The 22,497-nt window shown below is 70.8% G+C and carries 20 protein-coding genes; 6 read left to right on the top strand and 14 right to left on the bottom strand.

Features of this window, described 5'->3' with window-relative positions; translation table 11 throughout:
• Positions 1 to 39 precede the first annotated feature (39 nt).
• Entirely contained in the window at positions 40 to 1,275 is a 1,236-nt protein-coding gene (locus BIV23_RS02000) for an ATP-grasp domain-containing protein (protein ID WP_071378947.1), read from the top strand.
• A gap of 15 nt (positions 1,276 to 1,290) precedes the next feature.
• Positions 1,291 to 2,217 (top strand): EamA family transporter, encoded by a 927-nt coding sequence (locus BIV23_RS01995; protein WP_143079032.1) that lies wholly within the window; start codon positions 1,291 to 1,293, stop codon positions 2,215 to 2,217.
• Positions 2,218 to 2,647: 430 nt separating this feature from the next.
• Here BIV23_RS01995 and BIV23_RS01990 read toward each other — a convergent pair whose 3' ends face one another.
• Positions 2,648 to 3,292 carry a polysaccharide deacetylase family protein gene (locus BIV23_RS01990; protein WP_177239652.1) on the bottom strand — a complete coding sequence of 215 codons (645 nt, stop codon included), beginning with the start codon at positions 3,290 to 3,292 and terminating at the stop codon, positions 2,648 to 2,650.
• A gap of 549 nt (positions 3,293 to 3,841) precedes the next feature.
• Between BIV23_RS01990 and BIV23_RS01985 the strand changes: the two genes are divergently transcribed.
• Entirely contained in the window at positions 3,842 to 5,506 is a 1,665-nt protein-coding gene (locus tag BIV23_RS01985; protein WP_079172870.1) for an alkaline phosphatase family protein, read from the top strand.
• A 128-nt stretch (positions 5,507 to 5,634) separates the two neighbouring features.
• Here BIV23_RS01985 and BIV23_RS01980 read toward each other — a convergent pair whose 3' ends face one another.
• The 13 genes from BIV23_RS01980 to BIV23_RS53790 form a co-directional block, all read right to left on the bottom strand.
• Complete coding sequence (locus tag BIV23_RS01980; protein WP_245790290.1) at positions 5,635 to 6,414, bottom strand: hypothetical protein; 780 nt, start codon at positions 6,412 to 6,414, stop codon at positions 5,635 to 5,637.
• A gap of 57 nt (positions 6,415 to 6,471) precedes the next feature.
• Complete coding sequence (locus BIV23_RS01975; RefSeq protein ID WP_071378943.1) at positions 6,472 to 6,984, bottom strand: hypothetical protein; 513 nt, start codon at positions 6,982 to 6,984, stop codon at positions 6,472 to 6,474.
• Positions 6,957 to 8,231 carry an MCE family protein gene (locus BIV23_RS01970; RefSeq protein ID WP_071378942.1) on the bottom strand — a complete coding sequence of 425 codons (1,275 nt, stop codon included), beginning with the start codon at positions 8,229 to 8,231 and terminating at the stop codon, positions 6,957 to 6,959. The genes BIV23_RS01975 and BIV23_RS01970 overlap by 28 nt, the downstream gene beginning before the upstream one ends.
• Positions 8,228 to 9,529, bottom strand: a complete 1,302-nt coding sequence (locus BIV23_RS01965; RefSeq protein WP_071378941.1) for an MCE family protein — start codon at positions 9,527 to 9,529, stop codon at positions 8,228 to 8,230. Before BIV23_RS01965 ends, BIV23_RS01970 begins: the two co-directional genes overlap by 4 nt.
• Complete coding sequence (locus BIV23_RS01960; protein ID WP_177239651.1) at positions 9,526 to 10,635, bottom strand: MCE family protein; 1,110 nt, start codon at positions 10,633 to 10,635, stop codon at positions 9,526 to 9,528. Before BIV23_RS01960 ends, BIV23_RS01965 begins: the two co-directional genes overlap by 4 nt.
• Positions 10,632 to 11,624 carry an MCE family protein gene (locus BIV23_RS01955; RefSeq protein ID WP_071379081.1) on the bottom strand — a complete coding sequence of 331 codons (993 nt, stop codon included), beginning with the start codon at positions 11,622 to 11,624 and terminating at the stop codon, positions 10,632 to 10,634. The genes BIV23_RS01960 and BIV23_RS01955 overlap by 4 nt, the downstream gene beginning before the upstream one ends.
• 275 nt (positions 11,625 to 11,899) lie before the next feature.
• Positions 11,900 to 12,940 carry an MCE family protein gene (locus tag BIV23_RS01950; RefSeq protein WP_071378940.1) on the bottom strand — a complete coding sequence of 347 codons (1,041 nt, stop codon included), beginning with the start codon at positions 12,938 to 12,940 and terminating at the stop codon, positions 11,900 to 11,902.
• Positions 12,937 to 14,184, bottom strand: coding sequence for an MCE family protein (locus BIV23_RS01945; protein ID WP_071379080.1), 1,248 nt, complete (start codon positions 14,182 to 14,184; stop codon positions 12,937 to 12,939). The genes BIV23_RS01950 and BIV23_RS01945 overlap by 4 nt, the downstream gene beginning before the upstream one ends.
• A 20-nt stretch (positions 14,185 to 14,204) precedes the next feature.
• Complete coding sequence (locus BIV23_RS01940; protein ID WP_071378939.1) at positions 14,205 to 15,029, bottom strand: MlaE family ABC transporter permease; 825 nt, start codon at positions 15,027 to 15,029, stop codon at positions 14,205 to 14,207.
• 3 nt (positions 15,030 to 15,032) lie between these two features.
• The gene (locus tag BIV23_RS01935; protein WP_071378938.1) at positions 15,033 to 15,803 is read right to left on the bottom strand and encodes an MlaE family ABC transporter permease; all 771 of its coding nucleotides are present in this window, start codon (positions 15,801 to 15,803) and stop codon (positions 15,033 to 15,035) included.
• Positions 15,800 to 16,729: an ABC transporter ATP-binding protein gene (locus tag BIV23_RS01930; RefSeq protein ID WP_071378937.1), complete on the bottom strand. Its 930-nt coding sequence runs from the start codon at positions 16,727 to 16,729 to the stop codon at positions 15,800 to 15,802. Before BIV23_RS01930 ends, BIV23_RS01935 begins: the two co-directional genes overlap by 4 nt.
• A gap of 108 nt (positions 16,730 to 16,837) precedes the next feature.
• Positions 16,838 to 17,905 (bottom strand): RNA polymerase sigma factor, encoded by a 1,068-nt coding sequence (locus tag BIV23_RS01925; RefSeq protein WP_071378936.1) that lies wholly within the window; start codon positions 17,903 to 17,905, stop codon positions 16,838 to 16,840.
• Positions 17,906 to 18,023: 118 nt separating this feature from the next.
• A complete protein-coding gene (locus BIV23_RS53790) occupies positions 18,024 to 19,049 on the bottom strand; it encodes a lytic transglycosylase domain-containing protein (RefSeq protein ID WP_425443452.1) in 1,026 nt (341 codons plus the stop codon).
• 268 nt (positions 19,050 to 19,317) lie between these two features.
• On the opposite strand from BIV23_RS53790, the gene BIV23_RS01915 reads away from it, so the two are divergent.
• From BIV23_RS01915 to BIV23_RS01905, 3 genes are read left to right on the top strand one after another with little or no spacing between them, the layout of a single operon-like run.
• A complete protein-coding gene (locus tag BIV23_RS01915) occupies positions 19,318 to 20,658 on the top strand; it encodes a radical SAM family protein (protein WP_071378935.1) in 1,341 nt (446 codons plus the stop codon).
• Positions 20,655 to 21,671 carry an aminotransferase class I/II-fold pyridoxal phosphate-dependent enzyme gene (locus tag BIV23_RS01910; RefSeq protein ID WP_071378934.1) on the top strand — a complete coding sequence of 339 codons (1,017 nt, stop codon included), beginning with the start codon at positions 20,655 to 20,657 and terminating at the stop codon, positions 21,669 to 21,671. The genes BIV23_RS01915 and BIV23_RS01910 overlap by 4 nt, the downstream gene beginning before the upstream one ends.
• Positions 21,668 to 22,471 (top strand): class I SAM-dependent methyltransferase, encoded by an 804-nt coding sequence (locus BIV23_RS01905; protein ID WP_071378933.1) that lies wholly within the window; start codon positions 21,668 to 21,670, stop codon positions 22,469 to 22,471. The genes BIV23_RS01910 and BIV23_RS01905 overlap by 4 nt, the downstream gene beginning before the upstream one ends.
• Positions 22,472 to 22,497: the final 26 nt, after the last annotated feature.

Below are 22,497 nucleotides of genomic sequence, written 5' to 3'. Positions count from 1 at the left end.
CACAGTCCCCCTCACCCCCGTACAGAAGTGCACGAAACAATGAACCTTCCTGTCGTCATCGTCGTCGACCCCACCTCCACCGGCATCAGCTTCAGCGCCGCCTGTCAGGAGTACGGCGCCCACGTCGTCCACCTCTGGCAGAGCGGCCTGCGCAACGCGTACAGCACCGACCCTCACCCGCACAAGCTGCTGTGCACCGGCGAAGAGGACGCCCTGGCCGCCCTGGCCGGCCTGACGCCGATCGCCGTGTGCCCGGGCAGCGAGTACGGCGTGACCTTCGCCAACCAGCTCTCCGCCGCCCTCGGCCTGCCCCACAACGACCTCGGCCTCGCCGGCGCCCGCCGGGACAAGAACGAGATGCTCCGCGCTGTCTCCGCCGCCGGCCTGCCGACCGGATGGAGCCGGGAGCTGCACAGCGGCGACGAGGTGGAGGAGTTCCTCACCGGATTCGACGCCTTCCCCGTCGTCGTCAAGCCCGCCAACAGCGCCGGCAGCGACGGGTGCGCGGTCTGCTACGACGCCGGCGAACTCCGCGCCGCGTACTCGGCGATCGCCGGGCAGGAGAACTACCTGGGAGAGACCAACTCCCGAGTGCTCGTGCAGGAGTTCATCGACGGACCGCAGTACATCGTCGACACCATCAGCACCGGCGGGCGTCACCTCCTCTCGGACGTGTTCCTCTACCGCATCGACGAGGTCGCGGGAAAGCCCCTCATCCGCGACGCCGTTTTGCTCAAGGAGCTGAACGAGGCGGAGCAGGACGCCGTGCGCTATGTGATGTCCTGCCTGGACGCGCTCGGTCTCAAGGAGGGCGCGGCCCACACCGAGGTCCGGCTCACCGCCCGGGGACCCCGCCTCATCGAGGTCAACGCCCGCCTGATGGGCCCGATCCAGCCCGCGGACGTGTACACCGCTGCGCTGGGCCACAGCCACGCCACGCTCCTCGCGGAGAGCCTTCTGGACCGTACGCGCTTCGAGCAGCGCTTCGAGCAGGAGTACCGTCCCCAACAGGCGCTGGCCATGGTCCTGCTGCGGATCTACCGCGAAGGCCGCATCACTGCCATGCCCGGCCTGGCCCAGGTCCGGCGGCTTCCCGGCTTCCACAGCTTCCTCAAGCTCCCGGCCCTCGGCACCGCCGTCTCCCCGGCGAACCCGCTCACCGTCGGCACGACCGGCCTGGCCTTCTTCGCGCACACGGAAGCCGATGTGGTCGACAAGGCGCTGGCCGAACTTCACGCCATGGAAGACGCCGACGCCGTCTTCACCGTCGGCTGAGCGCGAGGGTTCGCCGTGCACAAGCCGCCCGCGTCAACGGGCCCGTACGGGTTGGTCTGTGTCGTCGTCGCTGTCGTCCTGCAGGCCGTCGGGAACGGTCTTTTCGACGGCCGGATCAGTTCGACCGACAGCTTCCTGATCTCGTTCCTCGCGTTCTTCTCCGCAGCGGTCATCTTCAACGCCGTGGGAGCCCTGCAGCGGCGCGGCGCCACCGCCGCGCACGTGGCGCTCGGCCACCGCGGGCGCCGCCTGCTGGTGCAGCTGAACGTGGCCACAGCAGTGACGTTCCTGTGCTTCTACCTGTCCCTCAGCCTCATGCCCTCCGGCGCGGCCAGCTTCCTGGAGGCCGGAGTCGGCCCTCTCGTGATCTTCGCGCTCCTCGCGATACCACGGCACACGAACCCCGCGTGGCGCGATCTGCCGGCGGCCGCGCTGGTCTTCGGGCTGGCCTGCGTCAGCGCCTGGCGCTTCTACCAGGACAGCGCGCCGGGACACACCAGCGCGCTGCTGGCCGGCTCGGTCCTCGCGCTCGTCGCGGGTACCAGCGCCGGATGCATCGGGCTGATCTCGCGCCGCCTCGGCGAGGCGCAGGTGGCCCCCGTGACCGTCAGCGCGCACCGGTTCCACCTCACGTACATCATCGCGCTGTGCGTTCTCGCGACCCGCACGGACCAGCTCGGCTCGCCCGGCCACATCGGGCAGCTGTGGCTGATCTCGCTGCTCACCGTTACCATCCCGCTGTTCGTGCTGCAGATCGGACTGCAGCGGTCCGACACCTTCCGTGCCGGAATGGTCATGTCCTGCCTGCCCGCCTGCACCTACCTCAGCGCGTCGGCCCTGGGCGGCGAGTTCGACGTGCCCACCATGACCCTCATGGTCGCCGCGGTCGCAGTACCCGCGCTCTTCACCATGTGCACGCGCCGCAGCCGGCCCGCCGCCTGACGGACCGGCACCCCGCCGCACCGCGTGGCGACGGGGTTCGCCGCCTACAAGATCGACATCGTCAAGCCGGGCGCCCCGACCACGGGCTCCACGGCAGCGGAGCTTCGCCGCCGAGGGGGCTCGCATCCGGACACGGGTGCGGGCCCCTCCGCGCGGTTGGGGAGACCAGCCCGAGCAGGACTCCGGCGCCGTCGCAGGGCGTGCTCCTTGGTGTCCGATGCTCGACATGGGCCCTGACCGTGTCGGTACCGTCGGCCAGGTGATGCCGCCGCAGACGGTGCTCGTCCTGTATTCCGGCGCGGCGGGCCGACCAGCGCCGGCGACGCCAGCAGTGAGCTGACGGAGCTCTTCGGGGTTGGGCAGGTCGATGAGCAGGATGAGAACGGGGTCCGAGGCCGGCCCGCGATCCCGTCGCCGTCGGCACCTCCCGTCAGGGGGTGACGAACTGATAACCGGCGTCGAGCAGGCGGGGAAGCACCAGGCGCAGGGCGGCCACTGTCTGGGAGCGGTCCCCTCCGCCGTCGTGCTCGAGGATGATCGATCCGGGATGGGCGTGAGCCATGATCCGCTCGACGATGAGCGAGGTGCCTGGTCGTGACCAGTCGTGGGGGTCGACGGACCAGTCCAGGAGCCGCATGCCCATCTCGCCGCAGGTGGCCAGGGTTGGCTCCGACCAGACTCCGTAGGGGGCGCGGAAGATCGTGGGGCGATGGCCGGTGACCTTCTCGATCGTGTCGCTGGTGCGCTCCAGCTGGGAGCGGACGGTCGCCGCGGATGCCCGGGCCAGGTCGGCGTGGGTCCAGGTGTGGTTGGCGATCAGATGGCCTTCGGCGGCCACCGCCCGCACCACGCTGGGGTGCGCGCTCACACGGGCACCGACCTGGCAGAACGTGGCGGTTACGGCGTAGCGGCGCAGGATGTCCAGCACCTGCGGAGTCCATTCGGGGTTCGGACCGTCGTCGATGGTCAGCGCGATCGCTCGCGGGCCCTGGTGAACGTAGAACTCCGGCCTGCCCGGCAGCTCGACGTAGGCCGGCTCGCTGGCGTGAGAGTCGCCCGGATGAGTGGGCTTCACGCTGTCGGGCGCGGACGTCTCTGCGTGTTCAGGCGTACCGCCAGGGGCTGTGCAGGCGCTGAGAAACATCAGTCCGCCGACAGACAGCAGGGCCCGGCGCGTGACATGTGTACTGCCCGTGTTCTCCATGCCTTGGGTAACTGTGACACCCCCGAGGGTGGTTGCGCTGTTTGGAGACAGAACACGGACATGACCCACTCGATGGAACCGCCCCCCGGCCTGCAACAGGTGGTGCTTGCGGTCAGGGTCGTTCGTTCGTCGCGTGCCGACGGCGCGGTTACGCCTGTGCCGACGGGGCCGCCACCCGCCGTGCCCGACGTCTTCTCAACGTCTTCTCAACGTCGTCGGCCACGTCCTCGTGCAGGCCGGTCGAGGCCAGTGCCTGCTTCACTTCCGTCGCTCCTGCACCACCGGACCACGGTCTTACGTGGAGGGGCGAACACGGCGGGTTTGTCGAATGTTCAGATTCCGGCTGCTGCCGCGACAGAACCGGCGGCTAGTCATGTCCCGCATCGCCGCCCGCGTCATCAGTAGCAACTGGAGTTGGTTGTGAACCGCCGATCCATACGACTGGCCGCCGCCCTCGGTGTCGCCACGACCCTCGCCGGAGGCTCGCTCGCCGCCGCGTCGGAGCTCACCGGTTCCTCCGCCGCGCCGCAGAAGCCGGCGGCCGCCAAGCACGTCCTCCTGCTGTCCGTCGACGGTCTGCACCAGTCGGATCTGGCCTGGTACATCACCCGCCACCCCGGCTCCGCACTGGCCCGGCTGGTGAACGGCGGCGTGCACTACACCCACGCGCACACCACCACCCCCTCGGACTCCTTCCCCGGCATGACCGCCCAGGTCACCGGCGGCGGCCCGGGTACCACCGGCATCTACTACGACGACGTGTACAACCACGCCCTGCTCCCGGCCGGCACCACCCACTGCAAGGGCGTCAAGCCCGGCGTCGAGGTGGACATGACCGAGGACATGGACAAGAACAAGGCCTCCCTCGATGCCGGCCAGGGCCTGAAGAACCTGCCCGGCAGCATCCTGCAGATGACCGGCCGGCCGCGGAGCCTGCTCGACCCGAGCAAGCTGCCCGTCGACCCCACGACCTGCAAGCCGGTCTACCCGCACTCCTACCTGCAGGTGAACACCGTCTTCAACGTGGCCCGCAAGGCCGGCCTGCGCACCGCCTGGTCGGACAAGCACATCGCCTACGACATCCTCAACGGCCCTTCGGGCACGGGCATCCAGGACCAGTTCTCGCCGGAGATCAACAGCGACGCAGGCGGCTACCCGGCCGGGAACGACTGGACCACCGACAACAAGGCGACCGAGCAGTACGACAGCTACAAGGTCAAGGCCGTTCTCAACGAGATCGACGGCTACGACCACAGCGGCAGTCACAAGGTCGGCGCCCCGGCGGTGTTCGGCATGAACTTCCAGTCGGTGTCCACCGCGGAGAAGCTGCCCTCCTCCGAAGGCCTCAAGGGCGGCTATACCTCCAAGGGCGTCCCCGGCCCGCTGCTGCGGAAGAACCTCGACTACGTCAACACCGAGATCGGCGCGATGGTCAAGGAGATCCGGGCCAAGGGCCTGGCCTCCAGCACGGACATCATCCTGTCCGCCAAGCACGGCCAGTCGCCCACCGACCCCACGGCCCTGACCCGTGTCGACGACGGCCCGCTGCTCGACGGGCTCAACGCCGCCTGGAAGAAGAAGCACCCGGGTGCCGGCGACCTCGTCGCGCACTCCGTGGACGACGACGGCATGCTGCTGTGGCTCAACGACCGCTCCGCCGGGGCCACCTCGTTCGCCAAGCAGTACCTGCTCGCGCAGAGCGGCAAGGGCACCGACATCAACGGCAAGCCCACCAAGTCCTTCACCAACAGCGGGCTCAGCAGGGTCTACGCGGGCAGGGAGGCGGCCGCGTACTTCGGCGTCAAGCCCGGAGACGCCCGGGTCCCGGACCTGTTCGGCATCGCCAGGTACGGCGTGGTCTACACGGGCGGCACCAAGAAGATCGCCGAACACGGCGGCGCCCACGCCGACGACCTGGACGTCCCGCTCGTCGTCTCCGGCGCAGGCACCCCCGCGGGCGTGACCAGGTCCGCTCCGGTCGAGACCACCCAGATCGCCCCGACGATCCTGTCCCTCCTGGGCCTGAATCCCCACAACCTGCAGGCCGTCCAGAAGGACCACACCCCGGTCCTGCCGGTCCGTTGACCCTCGGCGACCTGTGACCCCGGCACGGGTGGGCGCACGCAGAACGGCGTGCGCCCACCCGTGCTCATTCACGCCGTCAAGTGCTGGATGTGCCACGGCCTGCCGTGGTGGGGTGGTCGTACTGCCCCTCAGAGGGCATCGACGCCACTCACCTTCCAGCCGTCGGAGGTGCGCGTGAGCGTCAGTCGGACCCGGTTCAGGTCCAGCCGGGGCTCGGGGGCCTGGGTGCTCTGGGTGACCTGGTTGACGAAGAGCAGGACGACGGCCTTGTCCGGGGTGGCCGACACGACGGATGCGGCGGGGGTGCCGCCGTCGGAGGGTGTGGCCACGGTCGCCTTCACCACGCCGTGGTACGTCGTCGCGGTCGGCGCGACCACCGTCTTCGTCGTCCTGCCGTACTGGTCGCGGAAGTGCCCGGTCAGCAGGGCGCGGGCCCGGGCGAAGTCCCGGTCCAGGTGCCGGTAGTCGTACGACAGCACGACCGGCGCCGCCTCCCGCGCGGCCGCGAGGGCCTCACCCCGGGCCTGCTCCGCCTGTCGCCCCTGCCGGTACTGCCACCCGAGGACGGCTGCCACGACCAGGGCCGCCACGAGGACCAGGGCCGCCACGAGGGCGAGGACCGGCACCGCGGTGAGCAGGCGCCGTCCGGCCCTGCGCGAGGGCGCGCTCTCCTCCGGCCCGTCCGCGAAGGGCTCGGGCTCCGGCGCGGGCTCCGGCGGGTCCTCCCAGCCGTCCGCCGGGGGCTCGACGAGCAGGGTGCGCCCGGGGGCGGCTTCCTCTTCCCGGCGGGCGGTGCCCTCGGGGCGCGCCGGCCTTCCTGCGCGCTTGGCCGCCGCGCGGGCGGCCGCGGTCATGGTGCGGCGGCCCGGGGAGCCGGTGCCGCGGGTGCGGGAGGTCGGGTTCGCCACGGTGTCTCTCCTCATGGACGGCCTCACAGTCGGGTCATTTCAGTCAGTTCAGTCGGGTCAGCCCACGAACGTGACGTCGGAGGTCAGCCAGCGGCCGGCCACGCGCACGAGGTCGAGCTGGAGCCGGTAGGTGCGCGCCTGGCCCTCGGGCGCCGCGGTGTTGGTCACCTTGCTGTCGGCCACGACCAGGACCCGGGCCGAGCGCGCGTCGGACCGCACGATGCCCGCTTCCAGGACCTGCCCCTCGGACACCGACCTGTTCTGGGCGACGAGCTTCGTCAGCTGCGCGGTCTGCGCGGCGAACTGCTTCTTGAAGTCGCCGGTGGCGCCCTCCAGCACGGTGCGGCTGTCCCGGTCGTAGTGCCGGTAGTCGAGCGAGGTGAAGTTCAGCGCCGACTGGCGGGCCGCCGTCAGGATGTCCTGACGGCGCTGCTCCGCCGCGCGCTGGTCGGCCAGCTTCAGGCCCAGCCAGACACACAGCGCGGTTGTCAGCACGGTCGCGGCGACGAGCCCCGCCGACAGCAGCCTCGCCCGGCCTCCTGTCACGCCATCGGTCCCACGAGCAGCCATTGCCAGGACTCCTTTCCGAACACGGTCTGTTCGCCGCCTGTCGAGCCGATCTCGACGGGCGTGCCGTCCGGGCCGGTCACGGTGCCGGTCTCCGGGTCGTACGGGGCCACGAAGGCGGCCTGGCCGGCGCTGTACCGGCCGCCGGCCGGGCCGGGCGCGTTCTGGGCACCGCGCACCGACGTCCTGCCGCCGCGCGGTGCCGTGCAACGCGCGCCGGTGTTCGCCGGGCGGGTGCCGGTGTCGGCGGGGTCGCGCCGCTGGGTGCCGTAGCCCTGGGTGCACGCGGGCGGGTCGTCGGCGTTCACGGTCAGCCCGAAGTGGGTGGTGCCGTCGCCGGGGATGACCGTGTAGCTGCCCGCGACCGTGAGCGGAAGCGTGACCAGGGCCTGTTCGACGCCGGGCAGCCGGGCCAGGGTGATCTGGCCGCCGCTGATCAGGTTGGCCAGCAGGACCGGTATGTGCGGCCGGGCGGACTTCAGCAGGGAGTCCAACTGCTCGGTGGCGGGCGCGGTGTTGCCGATCAGCCCGCGCAGATCGCCGTCGCTCGACTTCAGCTGCTCGGTGAGCGTGGCCAGGTCGCGGGAGAACGACGTGATGGCCGAGCCCTCGTCGGCCTGTGTCTTGAGTACCTTCCGCGAGTCCTCGATCAGCGAGACCGTCTGGGGGAGCGACGCGGATGCCGATTCCACCAGCGCGTTGCCGGAGTCCACCAGCCGGCTCAGGTTCGGTCCGGTGCCGGCGAAGGCCTTGCCCAACTCGTCCACGGTGACCCGCAGATCGTCCTTGCCGACCGAGTTGACCAGCCGGTCGAGGCTGAGAACCAGGTCGGTGACCGGCAGCGGGGTCCGGGTGCGGCTGCGCGGGATCGGGCTGCCGTCCATGAGGTACGGCCCGCCCGGCCGCCGCGGCTGGAGGTCGACGTACTGCTCGCCCACCGCCGAACGGTCGGCGACCACCGCGAGCGTGTCGGCCGGGATCCTCGGGGCGCCGTCCTCGATCTTCAGCGCCACCGAGACCCCGGACCCGGTCAGCCGCAGATCGCCCACGCGGCCCACCGGCACGCCCCGGTAGGTGACCTCGGCGCCGGGGAAGACGCCCCCGGACTCGGCGAAGTCGGCGCGCACGGTGTAGCCGCGGTGCAGGACGTCGTCCACGAGGCCCGTGTACCGGGCGCCGACGTACGACACCCCGAGGGCGGTGACGGTCGCGAAGGCGAGCAGCTGGGCCCTGACCGTACGTGTGATCACGGCATGATCCCCTTCAGCATCAGCTCGGCGAGGCCGAGATCGATCCCGGGCGGGAGACGACGCGAGCCGCCCCCGGTGCCGTAGGCCGCGGTGCACACGGGCGGGCACAGCGGCGTGCTCCCGTCGGAGGGCGTCGACGGCGTCGAGGGCACGGCGGGTGCGGAGGGCACGGGAGGCACGGGTGGCACGGACGGAGTGCCCGGCAGGGACGGGACGGACGGGAGAGGGGCGGGAGTGGGCAGGCCGGGGAGCTTCGGGGTCCCGGGGGCCGGGGACTTCCCGCCCTTGCCCGGCTTGCCGGTGACGTTGCCGTAGAGGCCCGCCAGGTCGAGGTCGGCGGTGATCCTCAGGTTCACGTAGTCGCCCTTGATGGCGTCCGTCGCGTTGCGCGGGAACGGGTAAGTGGTGAGGATCTCAAGGGAGTTGGGCAGATCGTCGCCCGCCTTGTTCAGCTCCCGCAGGATGGGCTGGAGCTGCTTCAGGTCGGCGACGGTGTCGTCGTGGGAGGCGTTCACCACCCTGGTGCCGGTCTTGCCGAGTGTGGACAGGGAGGTGAGCATCTTCGTCAGGTCCTTGCGCTGGTCGGCGAGGGCCTTCAGCGCGGGTGGCATGGTGTCGACGGCCAGGGCGATCGTCTTCTTCTCGTTCTCCAGCCGTTTCGCCAGCCGGTCGACGCCCTTCAGCGCGCGCACGATCTCCGCCCGCTGGCCGTCGAGGCCGCCGAGGAACGTGTCGAGCTGCTTCAGCAGGGACCTGACCCGGTCCTCGCGGCCGCCGAGGGCCTTGTTCAGCTCGACGGTGATCGTCTTCAGTTGGGCCACCCCGCCGCCGTTGAGCAGTGCGGACAGGGCCGACAGCACCTCCTCGACCTCCGGGTTGCGGCCGCTGCGGGACAGCGGGATGACGTCGCCGTCGTGGAGCCGTCCGACGGGCGCGGTGCCGGCCGGCGCGGACAGGGCGACGTACTTCTCGCCGAGCATGCTGGTCTGCCTCAGGTCGGCGACCGCGTTGCCGGGCAGCTTCACCGAGTCGGCGATGCGCAGCCGTACCCGCGCGTGCCAGCCGTCCAGTCGCACCTTCTCGACCGTGCCCACGGTGACGTCGTCGACCTTGACCGCCGACTGCGGCACCAGGTCCAGGACGTCCCGGAACTCGACGGTGACGTGGTAGGCGTGGCCGTCCGAGGCGGCGCCGCCGGGGAGCGGGACGTCGTACCAGCCGTTGAACTCGCAGCCGGTCAGCAGCAGCGAGCCGATCGCCGTCCAGGCGGCCATCCGCCCCGAGCGCCTGACGCTCATGCCGGTGCCCCCAGGATTCCGCCGAGGGTCCTGTCGACCGTGCCCGTCGACGCCGGGGCCGACGGCACCTCGGGCAGGGAGCCGAAGAGCTTCTTCAGTCCGGCGCAGTTGTCGTGGTCGTCGCCGGTCGTCCTCAGGATCGAGCAGAGCAGCGATGCCGGATCCTGCGGGGTTTGCGCGTTGTTGCGGGTGTCGAGGGTGCCGGCGGCGGGGTTGTAGGCGTTCTGCAGGTCCGACAGGCCCGTGGGGGCGACGGTCAACAGCTCCTCCAGTGCGGCCCGTTGGGTGACGAGGATCTCGGTGACCTTGGCCAGGCCCTGGACGTCCGAGGTCAGCGCCTTCTTGTTGCCCTTCACGAAGCCGGCCACGTCACCGAGTGCGGTGGCCAGGTACTTCAGCGCGGCGGCGAGATCCTTGCGCTCCCCGGCCAGTTGCCCGGCCACGTCGGCGAGGTCGGTGTCGAACGACCGCACACTGCTGTCGTCCGCGGCCAGCGCGGCTGTGAACACCTGAAGGTTCCGTACGGTTCCGAACAGGTCGCCCCGCCCGTCGGACAGCGTGGTGACCGCCTGGGACAGGTCGTCCACCGTCTGGTTGAGGTTCTGGCCCTGTCCCCGGAGGTTGTCCGCGCTCACCCCGAGCAGCCGGGACAGCGAGCCCTGCTTGTTGGCGCCGTTCGGGCCGAGCGCCTCGGCGGTGGTGTGCAGGCTGTCGAAGATCCGGTCCAGCTCGACGGGGACGGCCGTACGGGACTCGGGGATGACGTCTCCGTCCCGCAGGACCGCGCCCTTGCGGTACACCGGCAGCAACTGCACGTAACGGTCACTGACCACGGAGGAGTTGACGATCGCGGCCTGTGCGCCGGCGGGGACCCTGCGCCCCCGGTCGTACTCCAGCTCGACCCGGACCCGGTCGCCCTCCGGCGTGATCTTCCGGACCTCGCCGATGCGGACGCCGAGGACGCGGACGTCGGAGCCGGGGTAGATGCCGACGGTGCGCGGGAAGTACGCCGTGACGCGGACGGGGCCGGGGCCCGGCCAGAGGACGACGGCGAGGCCGGCGAGAACCGCGAGCGCGGTGAACAGGGCCAGGAGTCTGCGGGTCATCGGGTGCCTCCCGTCCGCGGTGTGACCGGAGCGGCGACCAGGTTCTGCACATAGGAGTCGAACCAGCGGCCGTTTCCGAGGGTGTTGGTGAAGAGCCGCACGTAGGGGGCGAGGAGCCGGACGCTGCGGTCGAGGCTCGCCTGGTTGCGTTCGAGCATCTTCAGGAAGGTGTCGAGGTTCTTCAGCGCGGGCCCGATCTCCTTGCCGTCGTCGTCGACCAGACCGGACAGCTCGATGCCCAGCAGCGCCGAACTCTTGAGCAGCGTGTGGATCGCCGCGCGCCGGTCGTCGATCTCCTTGAACAGCGCGTCACCGTCCTTCACCAGCGCGGAGAAGTCCTTCGTATGACCGGCCAGCACCTTGGTGACCCCGTTCGCATGGTCGAGGAGCCCGCGCAGGGCATGGTCGCGGGAGGCGACGGTCCGGGAGATCCGTGACAGTCCCTTGATCGACGCCCGTACCTCTTCGGGGGAGTCCTGGAAGGTGAGGGAGAGGGTGTCCAGTGCCTTCGCGAGCCGGCCCGTGTCGACCGCCTCGGTCGTGGTCGTCAGGTCGCTGAAGGCCTGGACGACGTCGTACGCCGACACGGTCCGACCGAGCGGGATCTCGCTGCCCGGCTGCAACTGGCCGGGCCCCTTCGGGTACAGGGCCAGGTACTTCGCGCCGAGGATCGTCTTGACGCGGATCGCCGCGCCCGTGTCGGTGCCGAACCCGGGGTGGCCCTTCACCTTGAAGGTGACCTTGACGTGGTCGCCGTCCAGGTCGACGCCTTCGACCTTGCCGACCTTGACCCCGGCGATCCGTACCTCGTCGCCGGGCCTCAGCCCGCCGGCCTCGGAGAAGGCCGCGCTGTACGTGTCCCCGCCGCCGATCAGCGGGAGGCTGTCGGCGTTGAAGGCGGCGAACGTGAGCAGCGCGAGGACGGTGAGGCCGACGGCGCCCACGACGACGGGGTTGCTCCCCCAGCTACCGCTGGGAGGTGCCCCCACGCGGAAGGGCTTCAGGCGCGGCCGCTTCAGCCGGATCGTGGGCAGCTTCGGCGGCAGGACCCGTACCTTCACCAGCGGCTGGGGGCGGGGTGTGCGCTTCGGCAGCGGCCGGGGGAGCCTCGGCAGCTTCGGTGGCAGGACCCGTACCTTCACCAGCGGCTGGGGGCGGGGTGTGCGCTTCGGCAGCGGCCGGGGGAGCCTCGGCAGCTTCGGTGGCAGGACCCGTACCTTCACCAGCGGCTCGGGACGGCGCCTCCGCCGTGGGACACGCAGTCTCATCCGCCACACCTCGCCCGCGCCACATGCAGGTCCGGGGTGATCACCTGCTTGGTCTTCGGCAGCACGATCCGGCCGTCGAAGTCGCAGAGGTAGAAGTTGAACCAGGATCCGTAGGACGCCGTCCCGGTCAGCGCGTTGAGCTTGTTCGGCAGCCGTTGCAGGACGCCCTCCACGGTGTGCTCGTTCTTGTCCAGTGTTCCGGTGAGCTCGCCGAGCCCGGCGATGTCGTCCTTCAGCGGCGGACGCGCGTCCTTCAGCAGCCCCGACGTGACGTCGGTGAGGTCGCCGATGCTCACCAGCGACTGCCCGATGGGCTTGCGGTCGGCCGACAGGCCCGAGATCACCCGCCGCAACTGCGTGAGCAGGTCCGAGAAGCGGGAGCCGCGCTTGTCGAGCGTGTCCAGGACGGTGTTGAGGTTGTCGACCACCGAGCCGATCAGTTGATCGCGGTCGGCGAGGGTGGTGGTGAGCGAGGCGGTGTGCGCGAGAAGGCTGTTGACCGTGCCGCCCTCGCCCTGGAGGGTCTGGACGATCTCGGTGGCGAGCTGGTTGACGTCGCCCGGGCTGAGCGCGGCGAACAGCGGCTTGAAGCCGTTCAGCAGGGCGTTGAGGTCCAGCGCCGGCTGGGTTCGGGACAGCGGGATGGTACCGCCCGGGCGCAGCCGGGCGGTGACGTCGCCGGGGCCCTCGGTGAGCGCGATGTACCGCTGCCCGACCAGGTTGCGGTAGCGCACGACCGCGTGTGTCCCTGCGAGCAGCGGCCGGTCCGCGCCGACGGTGAACGTGACCTCGGCCAGGGTCCGGTCCTTGATCCGGATGCCCTCGACCTCTCCCACCCGCACTCCGGCCACGCGGATGTCGTCGCCGGTCTCCAGCCCGGTGACGTCGGTGAACACGGCGTGGTAGGTGTCCTTCGGGGTGAAGGAGATGTTGCTGATGGTGGCGGCGAGCAGTGCCGTCGCCGCGATCGTGACCAGCGCGAACAGGCTGAACTTGACCAGCGGGGCGGCGGTCTGCCGGGCTCCTGACCTGCTCATGCGACGCTCACCGCCGTTCCGCGCGCGAGCGGACCGAACAGCAGGGTCGCGACGGGCGGCACCTGGTCGGCGGGGACACCCATGACGGGGGCCACGAGCGAGCCGACGGCCCGCTGCTCGGCCCGGGTGGCGGACACGTTGACACCTCCGGGGAGTGCGCCGGAGGAACCTCCGGCCGACGTACCGTCGTCGAGATGGGGTTTCGGGCCGGGAACCTGGGGATGCGGCAGGCCACGGCAGTCGGGGCCGGACCGCTCGCCGTACACCGGCTCCTCACCGGGCCGGTACGCCCCCTGCGGCCGGACGACTTCGAGGGTGATCCGCATCTCGCCGCCCCGGAACGCGTCCTCCGAGGCCTTCTCCTGCCGGACCAGGCCCGTCAGCAGGCACGGGTACTCGGGGGAGTAGCGGGCGAAGAGCTCCAGCGTGGGGCGGGAGACCCGGCCCAGGGTGATCAGCCGGTCGCCGTTCTCGGACAGGAAGCCGTTCGCCGTGTCCGCCACGGCGGCGGTCGAGCGGAGCGCGGCGGCCAGCTGGTCCTTCTTGTCGACGATCGTGCGGCTGGTGGTGACCGTGTTGCGCAGGATCCGCATCAGGTCGGGCGCGGCGTCGCCGTACACCTCGGCGACGTCCGCGAACCGCGAGATGTCCTCCTCGAGGGAGGGCAGGTGCGGGTTGAGCCGGCGCAGATACCCCTCGACGCGGGTGAGGTTGTCACCGATCCGGTCGCCGCGGCCCTCCAGCGCCGTGGCGAACGCCGAGAGCGTGGCGTTGAGCTCACCCGGCTGGACCGTGCGCAGCAGCGGCAGCAGGTCGTTCATCAGCTGCTGCACCTCGATGCCGACCTTCGTGCGGTCCTGGGTGATGACGTCTCCGGCGCGGATGGGCCGAGCCGACGACCGCGCCGAGTGCGGGGGCGGGACCAGGTCGACGTACTTCTCGCCGAACAGCGTCTTGGGCAGCAGGCGGGCGTGCACGTTCGAGGGGATGTACGGGACGTACCGGGGATCGAGCGCGATGTCGAGCGTGGCCTTCGTGCCGTCCGCGTGCACCTCGCGCACCTCGCCGACCAGCAGCCCGCGCAGCTTGACGTCGGCGCGTGGATCGAGCTGGTTGCCGAGGGTGCCGGCCTGAAGGGTGACCGGCACGACGGACGTGAACCTCTGCTGGTAGACGGCCACCGCGAGCGACAGCAGCAGCGCGAGCACGGCGAGGAAGGCGATGCCGTACAGCCTGAGTCTCATGCTGTGCGTGCGCACCGCTCTCACCCCGCTATCCGTACGGTCGTGGTGGCGCCCCAGATCGCGAGGCTCAGGAAGAAGTCCAGGACGTTGACGGCGACGATCGAGGTCCGCACCGCACGGCCCACCGCGACGCCCACGCCCGCCGGGCCGCCGCTCGCGTGGTAGCCGTAGTAGCAGTGCACCAGGATGATCAGCACGGCGAAGACGATCACCTTGCCGAAGGACCAGAACACGTCGACGGGCGGCAGGTACTGGTGGAAGTAGTGGTCGTACGTGCCCGTCGACTGCCCGTAGTAGCCGGTGGTGATGGTGCGGGCGGCCAGGTACGAGGACAGCAGCCCGACCACGTACAGCGGGATCACCGCGACGAAGCCGGCGATCATCCTCGTCGTCACCAGGAACGGCAGCGACGGGACGCCCATCACCTCCAGCGCGTCGGTCTCCTCGCTGATCCGCATCGCACCGAGCTGCGCGGTGAACCCGGCGCCGACCGTCGCGGACAGGGCGAGCCCGGCCACCAGCGGGGCGATCTCCCGGGTGTTGAAGTACGCCGACAGGAACGCCACGAAGTTGGAGGTGCCGAGCTGGTTGAGAGCCGCGTAGCCCTGGAGGCCGACCTCGGTGCCGGTGAAGAAGGACAGGAACGCGATCACGCCGACCGTGCCGCCGACGACGGCGAGCGCGCCGCGCCCGAAGCTCACCTCGGCGAGCAGCCGCAGTACCTCCTTCTTGTAGCGGCGCAGGGTGCGGCCGGTCCAGGCCAAGGAGCGTCCGTAGAAGGACAGTTGGGCGCCCAGCTCCTCGAGTGAGCGCAAGGGGCGATCGAGGACTTTCTGAGGTCTCATCGGCTAACCCCTCTGCGGGACGACCTGGAAGTACACCGCGGTCATCACGAAGTTGGTCACGAACAGCAACATGAAGGTGATCACCACGGACTGGTTGACGGCATCGCCCACGCCCTTGGGACCGCCCTGCGCGGTCAGCCCCTTGTACGAGGCGACGATCGCCGCGATGGCCCCGAACACGAGCGCCTTGACCTCTGCCGCCCACAGGTCGGACAGCTGGGCGAGGGTGGTGAAGGACGCCAGGTAGGCGCCGGGTGTGCCGTGCTGGAGGACGACGTTGAAGAAGTAGCCGCCCGCCACGCCGACCACCGAGACCAGGCCGTTGAGGAGCACCGCCACGACCATCGACGCCAGCACGCGCGGTACGACGAGCCGGTGGATCGGGTCGATGCCGAGCACCTGCATCGCGTCGATCTCGTCCCGGATCCTGCGCGCCCCGAGGTCCGCACAGATCGCCGTGCCGCCCGCGCCCGCGATGAGCAGCGCGGTGACGATCGGCGAGGCCTCGCGCAGCACCGCGAGCACGGACGCGGCACCGGAGAAGGACTGCGCGCCGAGCTGCCGGGTCAGGCTGCCGATCTGCAGCGCGATGACCGCCCCGAAGGGGATCGAGACCAGCGCCGTCGGCAGGATCGTGACGCTTGCGACGAACCACGCCTGCTGGATGAACTCCCGTGCCTGGAAGGGCCGTCGGGGCAGGGTCCGGACGACGTCCAGGGCCATCGCGAAGAGGTTGCCCGAGTGCCGGAGCGCACCTGTCGGGGAGAGTCTCATGCGCTGCTCACCCCCGTCCCGTGCAGCTCCGCCTCCCGTCTCGCGATCGCCTCCCAGCGGGGCGGGCGGGTGATGCCGGGGCCGGGCAGCAGGCGGGGAGTCAGGTCCCGCACCCGCGGACCCTCGTCGATCCGGGCCAGCTCCTGCTCGACCTGGGCCGCGTCCTTCTCCTCCGCCATGCCGATCGGCCCCTGCATCCGGCCGTTCAGGAACTGCCGTACGACGGGCTCGTCACTGGTCAGCAGCTCCTCGCGGGGCCCGAACAGCACAAGCTCGCGCCGGAACAGCAGCCCGATGTTGTCCGGGACCTGGCGGGCCGAGGCGATGTCGTGGGTGACGATCAGGAAGGTCGCGTCGATCTGTGCGTTGAGGTCGACGATGAGCTGGTTGAGGTAGGCCACGCGGACCGGGTCCAGGCCCGAGTCCGGCTCGTCGAACAGGATGATCTCCGGGTCGAGGACCAGGGCGCGGGCGAGCCCGGCACGCTTGCGCATACCGCCGGAGATCTCGCCGGGCAGCTTCTCCTCGGCGCCGATCAGCCCGACCATGTCCATCTTCTCCAGCACGACGCGCCGGATCTCGCTCTCGGACCTGCGGGTGTGCTCGCGCAGCGGGAAGGCGATGTTGTCGTACAGGTTCATCGAGCCGAACAGCGCGCCGTCCTGGAACAGCACCCCGAACAGCTTCCGCACCTCGTACAGGTCGTGCTCACGGAGCCTGGTGATGTCCCGGCCCTGGATCGTGATGGAGCCGCGCTCCGGCTTCAGCAGCCCCACGAGCGTCTTGAGGAACACCGACTTGCCCGTCCCCGAGGGGCCGAGCATCACCGACACCTCCCCGGCGGGCAGCGTCAGCGAGACGTCCTGCCAGATGACCTGGTGACCGAAGGACTTGGTCAGCCCTTCCACACAGATCTCGACACCCATCCGGTCCCACCCTTCGCCCGTGGAGCAGCTCCGACATCTGCTCTACGGGGAGGCGCGGGACGTCCGTCGCGGCGACCGGGAATTTTTTTCGGGCGTGTTTACGGCGTGCTACGGCAGCTTCGGCGACGGCGCGCTCGAAGACGTCCTCGGGGCGGGGACCGGGGCGGGAACGGGGGAGGAGAACGGAGTGGCCGGTACTGGCGGAGCCGGGGGCAGCGACGGGAGCGACGCGGCGGCCGACTTCGTCGGCAGGTCCGGCACCTCGGGTACACCGGGCAGCCGCGGGACCTGCGGCGCCGACAGCCCCGGGAGCGCGGACGAGGACACGTCCGGCAGGGACGGCACGGGCAGCGACAGCGGCCGGGACGTCCCCCCGGTCGGTGAGGGCGTCCGACTCCGGGCGCCGGGCGCCGAAGGCGGGGAGGTGCGCCTCCCCCCTTCAGGGGTGAGCCCCCGGCCCGTGGCCTCGCTGCGCCGTACCCGCGCGTCGCTGGACACGGCCGGCCGCGGCGCCGCACCGTTCCCCTTCCCGCCCGCATCGAGCGCGTACGGCAGCACGAGCCCCGCCACCGCCAGGGTCGCCGCCGTCGAGGTCACCGCGACCACCGGGGCCTTGCCGGTCCCGCGCAGCCGCCCGCGCCCGACCAGGAACATCACCAGAGCGAGCGTCCCGGCCAGCGAGGCGCGCAGCGTGCGCCGGGCCCGGGCGAGCAGCGACTCGACGGTCCGGTAGCTGAGCCCCATCCGCACCGCGACCTGACTCACGTCCAGGTCCTCGGACTTCAGCCGGAGCGCCTCCGCCTGCCGGGCGGGCAGCTCACCGCTGCGCACGGCGAGCCACTTCGCCTCGGCCCGGTCGCACACCGCCTCCTCGACGGGTACCGGGCCCGGCGCGACGAGCGTGGGGCGACTGCCCACCTCGGCCTCTCGGTTGACCTGCCGGTACCGGTCGACGCACAGCCGCATCGTCACCGTCGTCAGCCAGGCGCCGAGCCGCTCGTCGTCGAGGTCCGGGCGTTCCGCGGCCCGCAGCATCGCCTCGTGCACGGCGTCCTCGGCGTCCTCCTGGCTCATGGAGCGTCGCCGGGCCACCTTGAGCAGTTGCTCGCGATGGCTCCACATGCGCTGCCAACGCTCCTCGGCGGCCGCTGTGTCCGCAGGCATGTCCGTCGCCATGAGGGCCCCTTCGCACTCACCCGCCGGTCCTGTGCTTCCGGCGGGTGGCGACATTACCGCCGAGTAGTCGCGGTTGTGGAGGGGGAGGCGCTCATCGTGTTCCAGCCGTTGCCGATGGTCACGGCCCCGCGTCGGGCAGCACGCCGCCGCTGGGCAGCGCGAGAGTCGGCTCGGGGACGGGGACCAGCGGCGTCCCGGACGCCTTCGGCACACCCGCCGTCGGGGACGGGCTGGGGGAGGGCGAGGCGGGCGGCGCCGACGACGTGGGCGAAGGGCCAGGGGCCGGCTTCCGGTCGTGCGACGACTTCGGCGGCGAGGGCTTCGGCCGCTGCGTGCGGGACGGCTTCGGCCGGTCCGCCCGGGAGCCGGTGGACGCGTCCGGCACCACGCGGTGTCCGGTCAGGTAGTACGCGAACCAGGCCTTGACGGTGCGCAGATAGGCGTCCGAGTGGTTGTAGCCCAGGATCGCCCGGTCCAGGTCGGCGGGGTTCGACAGGTCGCGGCCGCCCGCGCACAGGTAGCGCCCGGCGGCGAGCGCCGCGTCGTAGACGTTGTTCGGGTCCGACCGTCCGTCGCCGTTGCCGTCCGCGCCCCAGCGGGCCCAGGTGGACGGGATGAACTGCATCGGGCCGACCGCGCGGTCGTACACCGGGTCCCCGTCGTACGCGCCGCCGTCGGTGTCCGGCACGAGGGCGAAGGCGCCGCCGGTCAGCCGCGGGCCGAGGACGGGCGTCACGGTCGTACCGTCCGGGGTCACCCGGCCGCCCCATGCCTGCCCGGACTCCACCTGACCGATCGCGGCCAGCAGCTGCCAGCGCAGCCGACAGCCGGGCGCGCTGCGCGCCAGTTCCTCCTCGGCGCGCCGGTACGCGGCGAACACGGTCGCGGGCAGGGCGCCGCCGACCGTCGCTCCCGGTGCCGGGCCGTCCTTCCGTGTCCGCAGCGGGGGAAGGCCGGTGCGGTACGGGGTGTCGCCGGACACGCTCGCGCCGTGCCCGGCGGGCGCCGTGTTCGGCGCGGGCTCCGCGGCCGCGGCCGAGACCGCCCCCGGTGCCTGCGATGCGGTCAGCACGGCCATCGCCGCCGCCGCGATCGCCGTACCCCTGGCACCTCTCAGTGCCCCCTTGAGTGCACGCCCTGTCACTGTGCCGTCCCCTCCGTGGATGAATCCGTCGTCCGCTCTACGCGGCCGGAGGGCGGGTCCGTCGCGCGGAACGTGCCACCAGCACCGTGTCGTCAGCCGCCGACTCACCTCTCGGACACGGAACTCGTCACCACCGGCCGACATGCGGGGTGTGTCGTCGACGACGGATCGGATTGGATCGGATCGGGACACCGCGTTCCGCCGGCAGTACGGGCAGTACGGGCAGTACGGCCCATGTCGTCCGGGGCCGTTCCTGCATGATGACGGAATGAACCAGAGCGACCAGCGCTTCCATGTCATCGTGCTGTCGAACTTCGCGAAGGGCTTCGACAAGTACGCGTTCGCCTACGGTAAGGCGGGGATTCCGGAGAGTACCTATCCCGACCGGTTCCACCTGCTGACCCGTGCGGAGTTGGGTATCGGCATCGGCAAGGCGCGACGCCTGCTGGACCGACTGGCCATTCCGGGCGACCGGCTGCTGGTGCTGGAAACCACGGTGGACCCCGACAGGCTGGTGCCCAACGTGTCGACCGGCCTCGGCATGGAATGGCACGAGGCTCGCATCCGGTTGTCAGCGGTCCACGAACTCGACCAAGCGGGCGACGAGTTCACTCTGCGCCCGACAACCGTCGAGGACGCGATGGCGGCCTCCCTGCACCTGCACGGATCGGCACAGCGTCGCTACGCCGACACGCGACCGCGCTCGGTCTCGCTTCTGCCGGTCGCCTCCGCCTGCCAGGCCCGGTGTTCGTTCTGCTTCTCCTCGGCTTCGATCTCCAGCGACCAGGCGCCGGCACGGGTCCCGTGGGACGCGGTCGCCCACTGGCTGGAGCGTGCCCGTGCGGCGGGTGCCGAGCGTGCGGTGATCACCGGCGGCGGGGAGCCCACACTCATACCGTTCGAACAGCAGCTGCGGCTGGTGTCCGCCTGCTCGGCGGCCTTCCCGAAGGTCGTCCTGATCACCAACGCGCACACCCTGGCGAAGGGCGGGCACGCTGACCGGGCCGACCGGCTGGCGGCCCTGAGCGCCGCGGGCCTGAGCGTGCTGTCGGTCTCCCGGCATCATCAGGACGACGCCGTCAGCGAGCGGCTGATGATGCTGCGCACGCCGGTGAGCTCTGTGGTCGACACCTGGCGCGTGGAACGCGACCGCTGGCCGCGGCTGCGGATGAGGCTGATCTGCGTGCTGCAGCACGGCGGCGTCGCCGACGCGGCCGGCGTCGCCGACTACCTTTCGTGGGCCGCGGCGCTCGGTGTCGAGGAAGTCTGCTTCAAGGAGCTCTACGTCTCCACCAGCACCGAGTCGCTCTACTTCGACCGCGCCGCCAACGTCTGGAGCCGACAGCACCAGGTTTCGCTGTCCGTCGTCACCCGGTTCGTCGAGCAGCACGGCTTCGAACTGGCGAGCCGCCTGCCCTGGGGCGCGCCGGTCTACCACGGCAGCTGGGACGGGCGGCCGATGCGGATCGCCGCTTACACCGAGCCCAGCCTGCTCTGGGAACGCACCAGCGGGATCGCACGCAGCTGGAACGTCATGGCCGACGGACGCTGCTACGCCTCCCTGGAGGACCGGGCCAGCGAGATCGCGCCGGAAGGCGTGGTGGCATGAGGTTCGACGAGTTCCAGGAATTCCGGCAACGGCAGCTCAGCGCCTCCTCGTTGCTTCTGGACGCCGCCGAGACCAACGTGTACGGGGCGCTCGCTCCGGTGCGACCGGAACCGCCGGCCGACATGAGTACGGTGCACCGGTGCGATCTCGCCCGTGCCTGGCTGCGGCGCTTCGAGCTGCCGGAGGACTGGTCCGGCCACGCCATGGTCTGTCGAGGCGTCCGTCACGGGCTCGGTGTGGTGTTCCACTGGCTGCGCGCCGTGCGGGCGCGGTTGTGGTTGCCCAGCGACGTGTACCCGGTCTACTTCGAGCTGGCACGCGCTGCGGGTCTGGCGCCCGTGTCCTACCCGACGCTGCCGGTGCCGGCCCTGCCGACGTCGCCGGCGGACGACCGACCCGAATACCTGCTGCTCGTCAACCCCAGCAAGCCGCTCGGCCTGTACCTGTCCGATGCCGAGTGCGCCGCGGTCATGTCGTGGTTGCGGGAATCACCACGCCGCTGCTTGCTGATCGACAGCGTCTACGACCTGGGAGCCCCATTCGCTGTCGGCACACGGCGATTGCTGGACACCGGTCGTGCGGTCCTGCTGCACTCGGTCACCAAGGGATGGCTGTGGCCACGCACGTTCGGCGTGGTCCTGCTCGGTCCGGCGCAAGCCGAGCTGGCCGAAGCGTTCCGGGCGGATCCGCCGTCACCGGCACAACTGAGGCTCGCCGACCGTCTGCTGACCGAGCACAGCGACGTGCCCCGGCAGGTCGTCGACGAACTGGCCGCACGGGCCGAGCGGTTGTTCGAGAGGTTGCCGGACGACGTGATCGGGGCGATTCCCACAGCGAGCCGGACGTGTCCCGGCAACTACTTCTTCCCGGTTGGGATTCCAGCGGAGACGCTCCAGCGCGAGTGCGGCGTGCTCGCCATGCCGGTCAGCGTGTTCGGGGAGAGCAGCTGGTCCGGTTCCGTCCTGACCAGCCTTGCCGACGCTTTCGGCCCGACGTCGGCGGCGGCGCGATGAAGCCACTGAAGGACCTGGCCGTGTACGACGACGCGGACTTCTACGATCAGGAGTTCGCCGCGCGCACCCACGACATCCCGTTCTTCCTCGGCCAAGCGGTCCGGGCGGGCGGTCCGGTCCTGGAGGTGGCGTGCGGAACCGGGCGCATCACCCTGCCGATCGCGCGGGTGGGTGTCGATGTCACAGGGCTTGACATCATGCCCTCGATGCTCGCCCGCGCCCGTCAGCGGGCCGAGGGCGAGCGACTGCCGGTCCAGTGGCTGGAACAGGACTGCCGAGACATCCGCTCCGACAGGCGGTTCGCCCTGGTGTTCTCGGCGACCAACGCGATGCAGCACCTGCACGACCTGGATTCCGTGGTCGCGTTCCTCACCTCGGCGCGCAACGTGCTGCGACCGGGCGGGACCCTGATCCTGGACGTGTTCAACCCCGACCTGGCCAAGCTGTGCCGGCTCCCCGAGTCGCCCTACCACCACAAGTCGGTCGTGGACCGGGACGGGACGACACTCGACGTGCGAGCGACGACACGCTACGACGCCGCCGCCCAAGTGCTGCGCTTCACACTGGACTACCTACGCGACGGCGTGTGCGTACGCACCAAAAAGGTCAGCATGCGCTGCTTCTTTCCCGAGGAACTCCTGGCGCTCTGCCGGCTGGCCGGGCTCGACGTCGCGCAACGCTACGGGGACTACGATCATTCCCCGTTCACGAGCGCCTCGCCGAAGCAGCTCCTGTTCTGCCGCTCCCGAGCCGCCAACGGCCGGACCGGCGGTCCCGTGAAGGGCAAAAGCCGCCTCTGACCCTCGGGAACAGTTCAGAGGCGGCT

This window comes from Streptomyces monashensis, from assembly GCF_001866665.1.
Classification (GTDB): Bacteria; Actinomycetota; Actinomycetes; order Streptomycetales; family Streptomycetaceae; genus Streptomyces; species Streptomyces monashensis.
This window is presented reverse-complemented; position numbering and strand designations above follow the sequence as displayed.